Origin of the sequence: Amycolatopsis sp. NBC_01488 (assembly GCF_036227105.1) — a bacterium.
Lineage (GTDB): Bacteria > Actinomycetota > Actinomycetes > Mycobacteriales > Pseudonocardiaceae > Amycolatopsis.
The window spans coordinates 4,790,559-4,804,572 of the sequence record NZ_CP109434.1 but is presented as its reverse complement, the minus strand read 5'-3'; the positions used below and the strand labels follow the sequence as shown (position 1 = coordinate 4,804,572).

Annotated in this window: 18 protein-coding genes; 6 read left to right on the top strand and 12 right to left on the bottom strand. The window is 73.4% G+C overall.

Going from position 1 to position 14,014, the window contains the following annotated elements:
* Window positions 1–14 precede the first annotated feature (14 nt).
* Complete coding sequence (locus tag OG738_RS23250; protein ID WP_329044058.1) at window positions 15–926, bottom strand: cytochrome P450; 912 nt, start codon at window positions 924–926, stop codon at window positions 15–17.
* Window positions 927–990: 64 nt separating this feature from the next.
* Here OG738_RS23250 and OG738_RS23245 point away from each other — a divergent pair, with 64 nt between their 5' ends.
* Window positions 991–1,257: a hypothetical protein gene (locus OG738_RS23245; RefSeq protein WP_329044057.1), complete on the top strand. Its 267-nt coding sequence runs from the start codon at window positions 991–993 to the stop codon at window positions 1,255–1,257.
* On the opposite strand, the gene OG738_RS23240 is transcribed toward OG738_RS23245, so the two are convergent.
* The 7 genes from OG738_RS23240 to OG738_RS23210 all read right to left on the bottom strand — a co-directional run bounded on the left by OG738_RS23240 (window position 1,233) and on the right by OG738_RS23210 (window position 6,368).
* Entirely contained in the window at window positions 1,233–1,700 is a 468-nt protein-coding gene (locus OG738_RS23240; protein ID WP_329044056.1) for an SRPBCC family protein, read from the bottom strand. The genes OG738_RS23245 and OG738_RS23240 overlap by 25 nt on opposite strands.
* A 102-nt stretch (window positions 1,701–1,802) precedes the next feature.
* On the bottom strand, window positions 1,803–2,837 hold the full coding sequence (gene aroF / locus OG738_RS23235; protein WP_329044055.1) for a 3-deoxy-7-phosphoheptulonate synthase: 1,035 nt from the start codon (window positions 2,835–2,837) through the stop codon (window positions 1,803–1,805).
* A gap of 137 nt (window positions 2,838–2,974) precedes the next feature.
* Window positions 2,975–3,526, bottom strand: coding sequence for a carboxymuconolactone decarboxylase family protein (locus OG738_RS23230; protein ID WP_329044054.1), 552 nt, complete (start codon window positions 3,524–3,526; stop codon window positions 2,975–2,977).
* The gene (locus OG738_RS23225) at window positions 3,498–3,944 is read right to left on the bottom strand and encodes a DUF6187 family protein (protein ID WP_329044053.1); all 447 of its coding nucleotides are present in this window, start codon (window positions 3,942–3,944) and stop codon (window positions 3,498–3,500) included. The genes OG738_RS23230 and OG738_RS23225 overlap by 29 nt, the downstream gene beginning before the upstream one ends.
* Window positions 3,937–5,241, bottom strand: a complete 1,305-nt coding sequence (locus tag OG738_RS23220) for an NAD(P)-binding protein (protein ID WP_329044052.1) — start codon at window positions 5,239–5,241, stop codon at window positions 3,937–3,939. The genes OG738_RS23225 and OG738_RS23220 overlap by 8 nt, the downstream gene beginning before the upstream one ends.
* Window positions 5,242–5,257: 16 nt before the next feature.
* The gene (locus OG738_RS23215) at window positions 5,258–5,743 is read right to left on the bottom strand and encodes a DUF6423 family protein (protein ID WP_329044051.1); all 486 of its coding nucleotides are present in this window, start codon (window positions 5,741–5,743) and stop codon (window positions 5,258–5,260) included.
* Window positions 5,744–6,035: 292 nt separating this feature from the next.
* Window positions 6,036–6,368, bottom strand: a complete 333-nt coding sequence (locus OG738_RS23210) for a DUF6235 family protein (protein WP_329044049.1) — start codon at window positions 6,366–6,368, stop codon at window positions 6,036–6,038.
* A 283-nt stretch (window positions 6,369–6,651) separates the two neighbouring features.
* Here OG738_RS23210 and OG738_RS23205 point away from each other — a divergent pair, with 283 nt between their 5' ends.
* From OG738_RS23205 to OG738_RS23185, 5 genes are all read left to right on the top strand, one after another.
* Entirely contained in the window at window positions 6,652–6,888 is a 237-nt protein-coding gene (locus OG738_RS23205) for a hypothetical protein (protein WP_329044048.1), read from the top strand.
* A 146-nt stretch (window positions 6,889–7,034) separates the two neighbouring features.
* Window positions 7,035–7,478, top strand: coding sequence for an SgcJ/EcaC family oxidoreductase (locus OG738_RS23200; RefSeq protein ID WP_329044047.1), 444 nt, complete (start codon window positions 7,035–7,037; stop codon window positions 7,476–7,478).
* Window positions 7,475–8,851, top strand: coding sequence for a cytochrome P450 (locus OG738_RS23195; protein WP_329044046.1), 1,377 nt, complete (start codon window positions 7,475–7,477; stop codon window positions 8,849–8,851). The genes OG738_RS23200 and OG738_RS23195 overlap by 4 nt, the downstream gene beginning before the upstream one ends.
* A gap of 31 nt (window positions 8,852–8,882) precedes the next feature.
* Window positions 8,883–10,082: a class I SAM-dependent methyltransferase gene (locus tag OG738_RS23190; protein WP_329044044.1), complete on the top strand. Its 1,200-nt coding sequence runs from the start codon at window positions 8,883–8,885 to the stop codon at window positions 10,080–10,082.
* 8 nt (window positions 10,083–10,090) lie between these two features.
* Window positions 10,091–11,110, top strand: a complete 1,020-nt coding sequence (locus tag OG738_RS23185) for a carboxymuconolactone decarboxylase family protein (RefSeq protein ID WP_329044042.1) — start codon at window positions 10,091–10,093, stop codon at window positions 11,108–11,110.
* A 182-nt stretch (window positions 11,111–11,292) separates the two neighbouring features.
* On the opposite strand, the gene OG738_RS23180 is transcribed toward OG738_RS23185, so the two are convergent.
* From OG738_RS23180 to OG738_RS23165, 4 genes are read right to left on the bottom strand one after another with little or no spacing between them, the layout of a single operon-like run.
* The gene (locus OG738_RS23180; RefSeq protein ID WP_329044041.1) at window positions 11,293–11,475 is read right to left on the bottom strand and encodes an acyl-CoA carboxylase subunit epsilon; all 183 of its coding nucleotides are present in this window, start codon (window positions 11,473–11,475) and stop codon (window positions 11,293–11,295) included.
* Window positions 11,476–11,497: 22 nt separating this feature from the next.
* Complete coding sequence (locus OG738_RS23175) at window positions 11,498–13,213, bottom strand: acyl-CoA carboxylase subunit beta (RefSeq protein WP_329044040.1); 1,716 nt, start codon at window positions 13,211–13,213, stop codon at window positions 11,498–11,500.
* Entirely contained in the window at window positions 13,210–13,383 is a 174-nt protein-coding gene (locus tag OG738_RS23170) for a DUF6222 family protein (RefSeq protein ID WP_329044039.1), read from the bottom strand. The genes OG738_RS23175 and OG738_RS23170 overlap by 4 nt, the downstream gene beginning before the upstream one ends.
* 55 nt (window positions 13,384–13,438) lie before the next feature.
* Complete coding sequence (locus OG738_RS23165; protein ID WP_329044037.1) at window positions 13,439–14,014, bottom strand: flavin reductase family protein; 576 nt, start codon at window positions 14,012–14,014, stop codon at window positions 13,439–13,441.

Genomic DNA, 14,014 nt, shown 5'->3' with positions numbered 1-14,014 from the left:
AACCCCCGCCGTGCTCAGGCGGGGCCGAAGCGCAACGGCAGCGTGTTCGGGCCGTGGATGCCGACCGGGGGGCGCCAGGTGAAGGGGCCGGCGAAGGCCGGGGCGGCCAGGCGGGCGGCGAGCGCCGGGAGGGCCTCGGCCAGTTCGGCCTTGGCGAGGGCGACGCCGAGGCAGTGGTGCGGTCCCGCGCCGAACTGGAGGAGCGGGGCCTCGCGGGCGACCGTGATGTCGAACGTGGCGCCGTCGCGGAAGACCCGGGGATCGCGCTGGGCCGCCGTCACGCACATGGTGAGGAACGTGCCCTCGGTGATGGACAGCCCCTGGTACTCGAAGTCCTGCGCGGCGAACCGGTAGATCGTCGGTGAGGAGGGGAGCCAGCGCATCACCTCGTCGACCGCCCGGTCGGCCAGCTCCGGCCGGCTGCCCAGCAGCCGCCACTGCGCCGGGTGCTCGGCGAAGGCCACCATCGCGTTGGCGAGCTGGTGGCGGGTCGTGTCGTGCGCCGCGAACACCATGGTGACGATGAGGTTGCGCAGGTGTTCCGTGCTGATCAGCGGGTCGTCCTGGTGCGCCGCGACGAGCGCGGAGATGAGGTCGCCGGCCGGAGCGGCCTTCTTCCGCGCCATCAGCGCAGCGATGTACTCGTCGAGCCCGACGAGCGCGGACTCGACGCGCGTCACGACGTCGCCTCCGAGCGCCAGGCTGAAGACCAAGCCGATGTCCGTCGTCCACGTGTGGAAGACGCCGTGGTCCTCGGGCGGCACGCCGAGCATCTCGCTCAGCACCGCGAGCGGCAACGGGTTGGCGAAGTCCTCGACGAACTCGCACTCCGCCACCGCGGCCAGGCGCTCGGCCAGCTGCCGCGCCCGCGTCCGGACGAACGGCCGCAGTCCCGCGATCATCCGCGGGGTGAACGCCTTGCTCACCAGGCCGCGCAGGCGCCCGGTGGTACGCCCCGTCGTGGTTCATGATCATCGGGACGAACCAGTCGTGGATCGGCCCGGCGAAGACGCCGTTCATCTCCAGGAACCGCTTGCCGTCGTGGTCGAGCCGCTGATCGCGGAGCAGCGCGTGCGCCTCGGCGTAGCGCAGGACGAGCAGGCCCACGGGGCTTTCCGCGTACCAGTTCTTCGCCTGCGCCTCGGCCACCTCCGGCGTCCCGAAGCCGAACCCGGGCTCGGCGACGTCCAGGAAGGGGACGTCGCCCGGCGGCAGTGTCCGGTCCATCGTGGCTACCGGGCCGGCGTCGCGAAGTAGTCCCGTACGACGCTGATCTGGTTGTCCATCATGGACATGAGCGCCTCGACGATCCCCGGCTCGGCGTCGTCGGTGACCATGAACTCGCGCGAGTACTCCAGGAAGCTGCGGCCGGGATCGTTGGTCACCGGGAAGACGCGGTAGGTGGCGATGTAGTCGTAGAGGCACAGCACGGGCGCGAGCGTCCGGTAGGTGAGCGACCGGGCCACGTCGTCGCGCCCGGCGACCTCCTGCTGCACGAGCCCCTGGGTGGCCAGCATCGTGAACTGGTAGCGCGCCGGCACCCGCTCCGGCGAACCGCCCTCGACCCACGCCACGCCGCCCACGGTGTCGCCGAAGAGAATCTTCACCAGCTTCAGGACGTCGCGGACCTCGGTCCAGACCGTGTCCGGATCGGCGTCGAGCACGGTGGTCTGGTACATCGTGTGCTTCGGCTTGACCATCACGAAAACTCCACGGGGTTGAGGGAACCGTCCCCGCAGATTAGCCAGAACCCTTGCCACGAAGGAACATTCGAGCGTGCGGACCTCGGGCCCTGCGGCCGCTCACCCGGCCAGGAAGCGCCGGTTCCACCAGGTCGGCGGCTTCCGGCCGAGCACCGCGGCGAGGTCTTCGATCGAGCGCTGCAGGACGCGCAGGTCGTCGGCGACCAGAGCCTGCGGGCCGTCGCAGCGGGCCTGCTCGGGATGGGGGTGGACGTCGACGAGCACGCCGTCGGCACCCACCGCGACCGCCGCGCGCGAGAGCGGCAGCACGAGGTCGCGCCGGCCGCCGGAGTGGGACGGGTCGATCATCACCGGCAGGTGCGAGAGCTGCTGGACCACCGGCACCGCGGAGATGTCGAGGGTGTTGCGGGTAGCGGTCTCGAACGTGCGGATCCCCCGCTCGCACAGCACGATGTCGAGGTTGCCGCGCTGGGCGATGTACTCGGCGGCCATCAGCCACTCCTCGATGGTGGCGTTCATGCCGCGCTTGAGCAGCACCGGCTTGCCCGCCTCCCCCGCCGCCTGCAGCAGCGCGAAGTTCTGCATGTTCCGGGTGCCGATCTGGAGCATGTCCGCGTAGTGGGCGACCATCTCGACGTCGTGGGCCGTGACCACCTCGGTGACCACCGGCAGGCCGGTCTCGGCCCGGACGTCGGCCAGGATCCGCAGGCCGAGCTCGCCGAGCCCCTGGAACGCGTAGGGCGACGTGCGCGGCTTGAAGGCGCCGCCGCGCAGCAACGTCGCGCCCGCAGCCTGGGCCATCCGCGCCGACTCCAGGGTCTGCTCCGGCGTCTCCACCGCGCACGGCCCGGCGATCAGGGTGATCGTGTCCGGGCCGATCGGCACGCCGCGGACGTGCACCGTCGACCGGTCCGCGTGGTGCTCCCGGCTCACCAGCTTGTACTTGGCGGAGATGCGGGTGACGCTGCGCACGCCCCGCATCGCGCCGAGGTTGAGCGCCTCGAACCGGTCGACCTCGCCGACCAGCCCGATGACCATCCGGCTCACCCCGCGGCTGACGAAGGCTTCGCCGCCCGCCGCGGTCACCCGTTCGACGACCGCTTCGACGTCTTCGGCCGTGGCATCGACGGCCATGACGATCACCATGATCTCCGCACCCCTCCGCGCATCCGCCGTCCGCCACCGGCGGGCGCCGGCGGGGCTGCTGCCGATCGAGCATCCGGCGGGACGGCGAGTACCTGCGTCCTCACGGTTGCGCAGGGGGTGGCCGTTCAGCTCACCTTCGGGAGGAACTCGGCCAGGCCGGCGTACCCGATGTCGCGCAGCCGCCGGCCGGACGTCGTCGCGTAGGCGTCGTCGGCCCGCAGGCCCACGCCCTCCACCACGCGGTTCATGAAGTTGAACAGCGCGCAGACCTGGATCGCGTCGTGCAGGGCACGGTCGTCCCAGCCGGCGGCGAACACGGCTTCGGCGTCGGCGTCGGTCATCCGGGACGGCGTGCGGGTCAGCTTGCCGACGTAGGCCAGCACCGGCCGCATCTTCTCGTCCACCGGCGCGGAACCGAGGTCGCGCACCGCGGCGGCGAGCAGCCCTTCGGGGACGCCGAACGCCTCCGCGGTGACCGTGTGGATGCCGTGGCAGTAGCCGCAGCTGTTCACGCCCGACACGTACGCGGCGATCAGCTCGCGCTCGCCGGGGGTGAACGGCGAGCCGGCGCGCATCACCTGCTCGTGCAGGTCCAGCAGCGGGCGTGCCGGACCGGGATAGGCCTCGAACACGTGCAGGAGCCGGGTTTCAGCCGGCAGGGACTTCAGGTACGACATCGGGTTCTCCGTCTCCGTCGGCCAGCCGGTCGACTTCCGCGCGGCGCAGCGAACAGGCGGTCAGGTAGGCGATCGAGGCCGGGCCGGCGTCGGGGACGGCGGTGGCGGCCCGCTCGGCGGCCTCGGCCCACGCCCGGCGCAGCGAGGCGGGAGACGATGTCCCCGGCGGGCTCGCGAAGGCTCCGCGGACCGCGCGCCAGCGCGTGCACCCGGCCGCGACCAGGCCGGGGAAGCCGAACCCGGCCGCGCCGTGCCGGGCCTGGTCGACCGCTTGCGTCACCAGCGCCGGATCGTCGGCGAGCCGGGCGAACCCGAGCCCGGCCAGCAGGCGCTGCGCGTCGAGGCCGAGCAGGACGACGCCCACCTCGGTCGAGCCCGGATCGTCGACGGCGGGGAGCGCGAACCGGGTGTCAGGCACCGACTCGCTCCCCGCAGACGTCTCCGTGGCGCAGGCCGTGCGCGATCGACGCGGCCACCCGCGCGGTCGCCACGCGGTGGCCGTCGATGTTGCGCGCGGCCGGCCCGAGCATCAGCCCGGCCGCCGCCCCGACCACCGACACGCGCGGCGCGTGGGTGTAGCGGAGCGTCCGCTCGTCCAGGTCCGGCCAGCCGTCCCGCTCGCCCACGAGGTCCGCGGGGATCAGCCCGGCGCCGCTCGACGGCGTCGTGCCGAGGGCCAGCACGGCGGTGTCCGCCTCGACCACGCGCCCGCTCTCCAGCCGGCAGACGACGCCGTCGCCGATCTCCTTCACCGCCTCGCCGCGGTGGACGACCAGCCGCCCGTCGGACTCGGCTTCCCGCAGCAGCGGGCGGAACTCGAACATGATCGACGCTCGCCGGTGGCGGCGCATCAGCTCCAGCCGCCCGGCCCGGTCGACGCCGTCGAAGCGCGCACGGCCTTCCGGGCGGAAGAACGACGAATTGACGTCGGCGCACTGGTAGCGCTCGGCCGTTTCCCGGACCACCCAGTGCACCCGGCGGCCGGCCCGCAGCGCGTCGGCGATCAGGTGCGCCGCGGTGAGCCCGGCGCCGACCACGATCTGGCGCGGCCCGCCCGCGGGCCCCGGTTCGTCCCAAAAGGACACTCCGGCCGGCGGACGGCCGCCGCCCCACCAGGCGTCGGGCGCCGGGCTGCGCTCCTCGCCGAGGCAGAGCACGGCGTGCCGCGCGGTGACGGTGAACCGGTCCGCGCGCACCGTCACCGCGTCGGCGGTCGGCAGCACCTCGCGCACGGACGCCTGCCACGTCGTCTCCGCGATGTGGTGGCTCGTCACGAGGTGGTCGCAGTAGGCCTCGAAGACGTCGACCGGCACGACCGAGCGGTGCCCGGCCTGCGCCATCCGGATCTCCCGCCGCTCGGTGCGCGTCAACCGCGCCCAGTGCAGCCGGGCGAAGTCCAGCAGTTCGCAGTCGCGGTACCCCTCCACGCCGGGGTGGTGCTCGTACGGCGAGCGCAGCACCCGCTGGCCGAGGCGGTCGATCCGGTCGAAGAACCGCCCGCAGGGGCGGCCGGTCCGGTCGAGCACCACGACGTCGCGGACGCCGTGGTGCCACAACGCGGAAGCGACCGCGAGCCCCGCCGGGCCGGCCCCGACGATGACGACGTCGGCCGAGTTCCCGGGCGTGGTGCCGGGGCGGACCGGTGCGCCCACGCGCGGCCAGTCACGCCCGCGGGGCGAGTCGAGCAGGTGCGGCTCGGGCACGAACGTGATCACGAGGCCCCTGCCGGGCTCAGTCGACGACGGTGATCGGCACGATCAGCTCGATCACCGGGCGTTGCTGCATCCCGTCGCTGACCAGCTGGTCCAGCGTCGCCTCGGACTGTTCGGCGCTGTCGGTGGCGATCGGGCTGTAGCGGGAGTAGAAGTAGCCCGGCTTGCGGCCGCTCGTCTCCATCGAATACATCTTCAGCACGGCTTCGCCCGGGCGCACTTCGCCGTCGTAGAAGGTGAGCCGCCGCTGGTCCGGCGTCATGAAGCTCTTGGCGAACTGCGGGGACATCACCGCGGTGCCGGCGTCGTCGACGAACGTCGAATCCTCGTCCAGCACCGCCTGCATGGCCACCCAGGTCCGGTCGGTGAGGTTCGTCTCGGCCTTGATGACCTGCCAGCGGCCCGGCTCCGGCAGGGTCACGTTGACCGCGACGTCGTGGTCGGTGGTGTCGATCGCGCCGGTGATCATCAGCACCCGGCGGCCGAGGTCGGCCACACCGGTCATCTGAATATCACGGGCCCGCACGCGGCCGGAGACGTCCAACCCCGGCAATTCAGGTGATGACATGGTGCAGCCTCCTATGTTGAAGACCCCAGTAATGAGGGCTGACCAGCAAACGTAAAAAGGCTTTCACATGCTGAGAGAAACTGTCAAGGTGAGGAATTCATGATCGACTTCGTGATCGGCGCGCCCGGCCGCCGCCCCGCGGTCGAGGTGCCGGCCCTGCGGGTGCGGCCGGCGAGATTGACGTGCGTGCTACCGGGACACCGGGCTTTCCGGACACGGCCACGTCCCGCTAGGCCCCGTCCGGGCTGCTCGGTTGCTCCTGGGCGGGCGCGGTGTCCTCGACGGCGTCGACGCGGTCGTCGTCCGGTGCGCCGATGTAGCGGATCGCGAACGACGAATCCGCGCGCCGCAGCAGGACTTTCAGCACCAGGGCCGGTTTCACCGCGAGGATGAAATTGCTCCGGTCACGCGGGTCGCCGAAAATGTCGTAGATCAGGAAAGCGGATCCGTCGCCGACGGCGAACAGGGCCTCGTACAGGACGTTCCGCTCGGCCTGCGACGCCGATTCGGCCCACTCCTCGAGCAGCTCGAACCCCTCGGTGAGCTGGAGGCGCATCGCCATCAGCCGGCCTCCCCCTCAAACCTCCGCCGGGCACCCGGACGGGTCGCGGGCCTGGTCCGCGCCGGGCCCGGTGACACTCCGGCCCAAACGGCTTCCAGTCTGGCCGGGGCGCGGGCGCGGCGGCATCTCCCGCCGTGCGCTGCCGCACCGGTGGATCCGCCATACCGCGGCGGTTGCGCAACGCACAAGTCGTCCCGCCGAACCCGTGCGGTGTGCACTGGCCGGACCGGAGTTCCGCACGCCCGCCCGGTGACGACGCCGGCGTCCGCACAGGAGGTGCCCCATGACCGAGAAGCCCGCCCCGCGCCGCGTCCGCGCCGGAGACGCCACCGGCCCGGCTTCGCTCGCCGAGGGAGGCGCGGCTGCGCGCCAGCGCACCTGCGCGGCGTGCGGCGGCGCGTTCGAACCGGGCCGGCGGACCGAGCTGGAAGTGCTGATCGACGGCGAAGTCCGTTACGTCGCGGTGCACGCCGGCCACAGCACCCACGCCCCGGTCCGCGCCCGCGGATCGGCGGCCTGACCACGGCGATCCGCACTGCGGGAGACGTGGCCGGCGCGGCGCCGATGCGAACCTGGACCGGCCGGCTGGGAGACGAGCGCCCGCGTTCGGGGCCAGTTTCCTTCGTCCGCCCGCGGTTTCCGTCGCTCGCGCCGAAAGGAAGCACCATGACCACGACCGAGGTGTCGGCCGCCGACCAGGCGGCCGTCGCAGTGATCCCCCAGCGCCTCCTCGCGGCCTGGGCGCACCAGGACGCCGCGTCGATCGCCGACCTGTTCACCGACGACGGGACGCTGATCCTGCCCGGCGTGTTCCGGAAGGGCCGCCAGGACATCAAGGCCTACTTCGCCGACGCGTTCGCGAGCCACTACGCCGGCACGCAGGTCGTCGGCAAGCCGATCGGCCTGCGGTTCCTCGGCGCCGACGTCGCCCTGCTGCTGTCCTCGGGCGGTGTCCTGGCGGAAGGCGAGACCGAGGTGTCCGACGCGCAGGCCATCCGGGCGTCCTGGCTCGTCGTGCGCACCGAGGGCCAGTGGCAGCTCGCCGCCTACCAGAACACGACCTCGAAGGTCGGCCTGCCCTTCCCCGGCACGGACGCCGTCTCCGCATGACCGGCTCGCGGCGCGTGCCACCGGGACCGCCCCGCCGGGCGGCTCCGGGCATCCTGCGCAAGCTGCGCGCGGACCGGCTGGGCCTGATGAGCGAGGCGGTCCGCGAGTACGGCGACGCCGTGCGGGTGGCGATCGGCCCGAAGACGCTCTACATCTTCAACCACCCCGACCACGCCAAGCACGTGCTCGCGGACAACGCGGCCAACTACCACAAGGGCATCGGCTACACGGAGGCCAAGCGGGCGCTGGGCGACGGGCTGCTGACGTCGGAAGGCGCGCTGTGGAAGGAACAGCGGCGCACCATCCAGCCGGTGTTCCAGCACAAGCGGATCGCCGCGCAGGCCGACGTGATCGTCGACGAGGCGCTCGGCCTGGTCGAGCGGCTCGCCGCGCACGCCGGCCGCGGCCGCCCGGCCGACGTGCTGACCGAGGTCACCGCCCTCACGCTGGGCGTGCTCGGCAGCACCCTGCTGGACATCGACCTCGGCGAGTTCGACGGCGTCGAGCACTCCTTCGAGGCCGTGCAGGACCAGGCCATGTTCGAGATGGAAACGCTCGGCATGGTGCCGCGGTGGCTGCCGCTGAAGGGGCAGCGCGCGTTCCGCTCGGCCCGCGACCACCTCCAGGAGGTGGTCGGCGCGCTCGTCGAACGGCGGAAGGCCCAGCCCTCCGCGGCCGGCGACGACGTGCTGACCCGGCTCATCGCCTCCACCGCCCGGGAGACCGACAAGCGCGTCGGCGACCGCCGCATGCGCGACGAGCTGGTGACGCTGCTGCTGGCCGGGCACGAGACCACGGCCAGCACCGTCGGCTGGACGCTCGACCTGGTCAGCCGTCACCCGGAAGTCGGGGACCGGCTGCACGAGGAGGCCGTCGCGGTCTACGGCGACCGCCGTCCGGCCTACGCGGACCTGACGTCGTTGCGCTACACGCACATGGTGCTGCAGGAGGCCATGCGGCTGCGCCCGCCGGTGTGGATCCTCCCGCGCCGCGCGCTGGCCGACGACGAGGTCGGCGGCTACCACGTGCCGGCCGGCGCCGAGGTGCTGATCTGCCCGTACACCCTGCACCGGCACCCGCGGTACTGGCCGGAGCCGGACCGGTTCGACCCCGAGCGGTTCGACCCGGACGTCCCGGTGGACCGGCCGCGCTACGCGCACATCCCGTTCGGCGCCGGTCCGCGGTTCTGCGTCGGCAACCACCTGGGGATGATGGAAGCGACCTTCATCATTTCCACGCTGCTGCGCGACCTGAGCTTCGACCCGGTGCCGGGGTACGCGGCCAAGCCCGAGCCGATGATGTCGCTGCGGCTCGGCGGCGGGCTCCCCCTCACCGTCCGCCACTTCCCGGCAGCCGGCCGTTCCGCGGCCTGACCGTCCGACATCGCGAAAGTGAGTGAAGATCATGAGTGACTCGGCGGAGCACGCGTACGGAACACCCGAGCAGCACCCGAAGGCGGCGGAGTTCGCGAAGCTGCGCGCCGCCATCGCCGACGAGCGGGTCCGCGCGCACTTCCCGTTCCGGTTCCTGGCGGCGAACGAGACGTTCGCGCGCCTCGTCGACGCGACCGCGCACCGGATCCTCGCCGCGATCGGCGCCGTGCCCACCGCCGACGGGATCTCGGTCCAGCAGGCCAAGCGGGACCTGTCGATCCCGTGGCGCCGGACGATCCCGCTGCACTTCCTCTACGAAAAGCTGTCGGACTCGGGGATCCTCGTCCGCGACGGCAGCCGCTACGTGCCCGGCGCGGTGGCCGTGCCGGACTTCGACGACGTCGCGGCCGAGCTCGCCGTGCGGGAGCCGGGTGCCGCGGTCGCCGTCGAGATCCTGGGGACGCTGGTCACCGAGGCGAAGAAGTTCTTCGCCGGCGAGGCCGCCGGGGACGAGATCCTCTTCGCGCCGGACAAGCTCCCGCTGTGGCTGAAGTACTTCTCCAACGACAACCTGCTGTACTCCATCAACAACAAGGTCGGGGCGGAAGCGCTTTCCCGGCTGGCGGCCGAGGCGGCCGGCACGTTCGAGATCCTCGAGATCGGCGGCGGCTGCGGCAGCGGCGCGGAGCAGGTGCTGCGCACCCTCGGCGCCGACGTCACGCGCTACCGGTTCACCGAGGTGGCCGAAACGTTCGCCCGGCACGGCGAGAAGGCGGCGACGGCGGCCGCGTCCCCGACGACGACCGTCGAGTCGGCCCGGGTCGACATGACGCTTCCGTGGGAGGCCCAGGGCGTCGAGCCGGGCACGTTCGACGCGGTCTACGCGGTGAACTGCTTCCACGTGGCGCCCGACCTGGACTTCGTCGTCGCCGAGGCGGCGAAGGCGCTGAAGCCGGGCGGGGCGGTCGTCGTGTCCGAGTGCGTGCGCCCGACGAAGCTGTCGCGGCCCATCCACGCCGAGATCATCTTCGACTTCCTCGACAGCTTCACCGACGTCATGACCGACCCGGTGAAGCGCCCGACGCACGGCTTCCTGACGCCGGCGGCCTGGCGCGCCACGTTCGAGGCGGCCGGGCTCGCCGACGTCACCGTGCTGCCGGACGTCGACGCGATCGCCGAGGAGTACCCGGACTTCGTCGTGGGCGCCGTGATCGCCCGCGCGGCCCGGTAGGGCCCGCGATGGTCGCCGGACTGGTCCGGCTGGCGGTGCGCCGGTCCCTGCGGGACACCCGGTTCGTCCGGGTGGTCCCGCGGGCCCGGGCCACCGGCCGGGTAGCCGAGGTGTACCGGCAGGTCGAGCGCGAGTTCGGCATGCTCGCCCCGCCGGTCGCGCTGCACTCCGCGGCGCCGGACGTCCTCGCCGCGGCGTGGACGATCCTGCGCGAAACCCTGCTGGCCCAGGGCATCGCGGACCGGGCCGCCAAGGAAGCGGTGGCCACCGGGGTCTCCGCGGCCAACAGCTGCCCCTACTGCGTCGACGTGCACGGCATGACGCTGGCCGCGATCCCGGTCGGCGAGTCCGACCGGGACGCGCTCGAGAAGTGGGCCCGGGTGTCGGCGACCGGAGCGGCGGGCGTCCCCCCGTTCACCGCGGCGCAGGCCCCCGAGCTGATCGGCGTGGCGGTGGCGTTCCAGTACTACAACCGCGTGGTCAACGTGTTCCTGCGCGACTCGCCGTTCCCGTCGCACGTCCCGGAGTCCGCGAAGCCGCGGGCGCGCCGGGTGCTGGGCGGCGTGCTGCGGCCGCGGGCGGACTCGGGGCCGCGGCCGGGGGCGTCGCTGGACCTGCTGCCCGCGGTGCCCGTCCCGGCCGAGCTGGGCTGGGCTCGCGGGAACGCGACCGTCGAGGACGCCTTCGCCCGTGCGTACGCGGCCGCGGAGGCGGCGGGCGCGCGGGCGGTGCCGCCCGGCGTGCGCGCGCTGGTACAGGCTCGGCTGTCCACATGGGACGGTCAGCCGCCGGGCCTGAGCCGGGCCTGGCTCGGCGAGGCCGTGGCGGAGCTGCCCGAGGCCGAACGCGCGGCCGGCCGCCTGGCGCTGGCGATCGCGCTGGCGTCCTACCAGGTCGACGAGGGCCTGGTGGCGGCGTACCGGGCCACCACTCCGGGCGACGGCACGCTGCTGGAGCTGGCGGCGTGGGCGAGCATGGCGGCGGCCCGCCGGGTCAGCACCTGGCTCGCCGAACCGGACCCCGCCTGAACGGGGCGCCGGGCCGGGTTCGGCGAAGAGCCGCGGACCGGCGCTCACCCCGGAAGCCCCGCCTCCGCGTTCCCACCCCGTCGAGGGTGCACGCGGAGGCGGGGCTTTTCCCTTTCCGGACAACGAAAAGCCCCGTCCCGGGGGTACGCCACCGGGACGAGGCTTTCGGACGAACCGTGAACTCACCTCGGCAAGCCGGAGCGCCGCCACCCGCCGGCCGCCGGCCGCCACGGCTCGCCCGCCCACGCCGAACGCGACGGGCCCCCCGGGCCCGGCGAAGAGGCGCACCGCAGCAGTACCGCCACCAGCGCCGCCAGTTCGGCGTCGTCCGGGCGGCCGCGGACCACCAGGACCAGTTCCTCCACCGCAGACATCCCCGTGCCCCCGTCAGACCGGCGGGTTGGTGTGCTTGCGGGCCGGCCCGGGCTTGCGCTTGTCCTGCAGCATGGCCAGGCCGCGGGCGATCGCCGCGCGCGTCGCCGCCGGGTCGATGATGTCGTCCACCAGGCCGCGCTCGGCCGCGTAGTGCGGGTCGAGGTACTCCTCGGTGTACTCCGCGACGAGCCGGGCGCGCAACGCCGCCGGGTCCGCCGCGGCCGCGAGATCCCGGCGGTGCAGCACGTTCACCGCGCCCTCGGCGCCCATCACGGCGATCTCGTTCGTCGGCCAGGCCAGGGACAGGTCGCACCCGATGGACCGCGAGTCCATCACGATGTACGCGCCTCCGTAGGCCTTGCGCAGGATCACCTGGATCCGCGGCACGGTCGCCTCGCAGTAGGCGTGCAGCAGCTGCGCGCCCTGGCGGATGATCCCGCTCCGCTCCTGCTCCACGCCGGGCAGGAAGCCGGGGACGTCGACCAGGCTGACCAGGGGGATGCCGAAGGCGTCGCAGAACCGGACGAACCGCGCGGCCTTCTGCGAGGCCGGCCCGTCGAGCACGCCCGCGGACACCATCGGCTGGTTGCCGACGAACCCGGCGACCCGGCCGTCGACGCGCGCGAGCGCGCACAGCACGTTGCGCGCCCAGCCGGCGTGGACCTCGAAGAACTCGCCGTCGTCGGCGATCTCGGCGAACACCTCGCGCATGTCGTACGGCTGGTTCGGGGCCGCCGGGACGATGTCCGCCAGCCGCGGCCGGTAGTCCTCGGTCGCGCCGGTCGGGGCCGTCGCGGGCGGTGGCTCGAGGTAGTTCGACGGCAGCAGGGAAACCAGGTAGCGGACGTCGGCGAGGCAGTCCTCCTCGTCGTCGTGCACCACCGCGGCGACCCCCGAATGCGTGCCGTGCACGTCGGCGCCGCCGAGCTCCTCGTGGCTGACCCGCCGGCCGGTGACCGCCTCGACGACGTCGGGGCCGGTCAGGTACATCCGCGCGGTGTCGCGCACCATGAACGTGAAGTCGGCCAACGCCGGGGAGTACGCGGCGCCGCCGGCGCACGGCCCGAGGATCACGCTGATCTGCGGGACCACCCCGGACGCGTCGACCTGGCGGCGGAAGATCCCGCCGTAGCCGTTGAGCGCGAGCACGCCTTCCTGGATCCGCGCGCCGCCGCTGTCGTTGAGCCCGATCACCGGCGCGCCGGTGGCGACCGCGAGGTCCAGCACCCGGTGGATCTTCGCCGCGTGCGCCGCCCCCAGCGACCCGCCGAAGAGCGTGAAGTCCTGGGCGTAGACGAACACCCGGCGGCCGTCGACGGTCCCGGAGCCGGTGACGACGCCGTCGGTGTGCGGCCGGTTCGCGGTCAGGCCGTGGCCGGTCGCCTGGTGCCGCCGGTACGGCTCGAGCTCGACGAACGAGTCTTCGTCGAGCAGCAGCGCGAGCCGTTCCCGTGCGGTGAGCTTGCCGAGCGAGTGCTGGCGCCGCACCGCGTCGAGCTTGCCGTCGACGATGTGCTCGCGCAGCTCCTGGTGCCGCTGGCGCAGCAACGGCATGCCGGGCGCGGGTTCGGGGGCCCGGCCGGCGGCGCCGGCGAGCGCGATCACCTGCGCGTCGCCGCCGTCACCGGGCCGGGCGAGCCGGCGGCGCCCGGCGCGCACCTCCGGCGGCACCGGCACCACGTCCGTGTCGTCCGCGCGCCGGGCGCCGCCGTCGAAGGAACCGCTCACGCGGCATCCCTCGTCCGCTCCTCCAGGTCGCGCTGCATCTCGGCGACGACGTCCGACCAGACCAGGCCGCGGCCCAGCCGGGGCATGGGGCGGACGAGCTGGTCGATCGGGGCGGGCTCCGGGGTCGCGGGGGCGCCGGCGTCCGGGCGTCCTGCGTCGCTGGCGGTCATGGTCAGCCTCCTCCTGTCGATGCGGCCCCGGGGTCGGCCGGGCCCGTCGCCGGTGTCACGCCGCTCGGGCCCGGCCGTCCACGTGGTGGTAGCCGCCGCCGTAGAAGACGAGGGCGTCGGTCCCGCTCCCCCGGCCGGTCGCGACGACCCGGCCGAGGAAGATCGAATGGTCGCCGCCGTCGAGCACCTGGGCGAGCTCGCATTCGAGCCACGCCAGTGCACCGGTGAGCAGCGGGGCGCCGGTGCGCGCGCCCGGCGTGCTGCCCACCGCGTCGAACTGGGCCATCCCGTCCGGGCGCCGCCAGTCGGCGAAGTACTCCGACAGGCGCTGCTGGTCGGCCGCCAGGACGTTCACCGCGAACGAGCCCGCGGTGACGATCGAGCTGTGCATGCGGGCCGCCTTGGCCACGCAGCACAGCACGAGCGGCGGGTCCAGCGAAACCGACGAGAACGCGTTCGCCGTCATCCCGTGCGCGTCTTCACCCCCGGCCGTGAGCACCGTGACGCCCGTCGCGAACTGCGCCATCACCTGGCGCAGCGCCGGCTCCGGCGAAAGCCCGCGGTGGGCCTTCGACTTCGGCAACCGCTGCAACGGCCGCCGTTCGACGGAGTTCGCCCCTGGAGAGCCCAC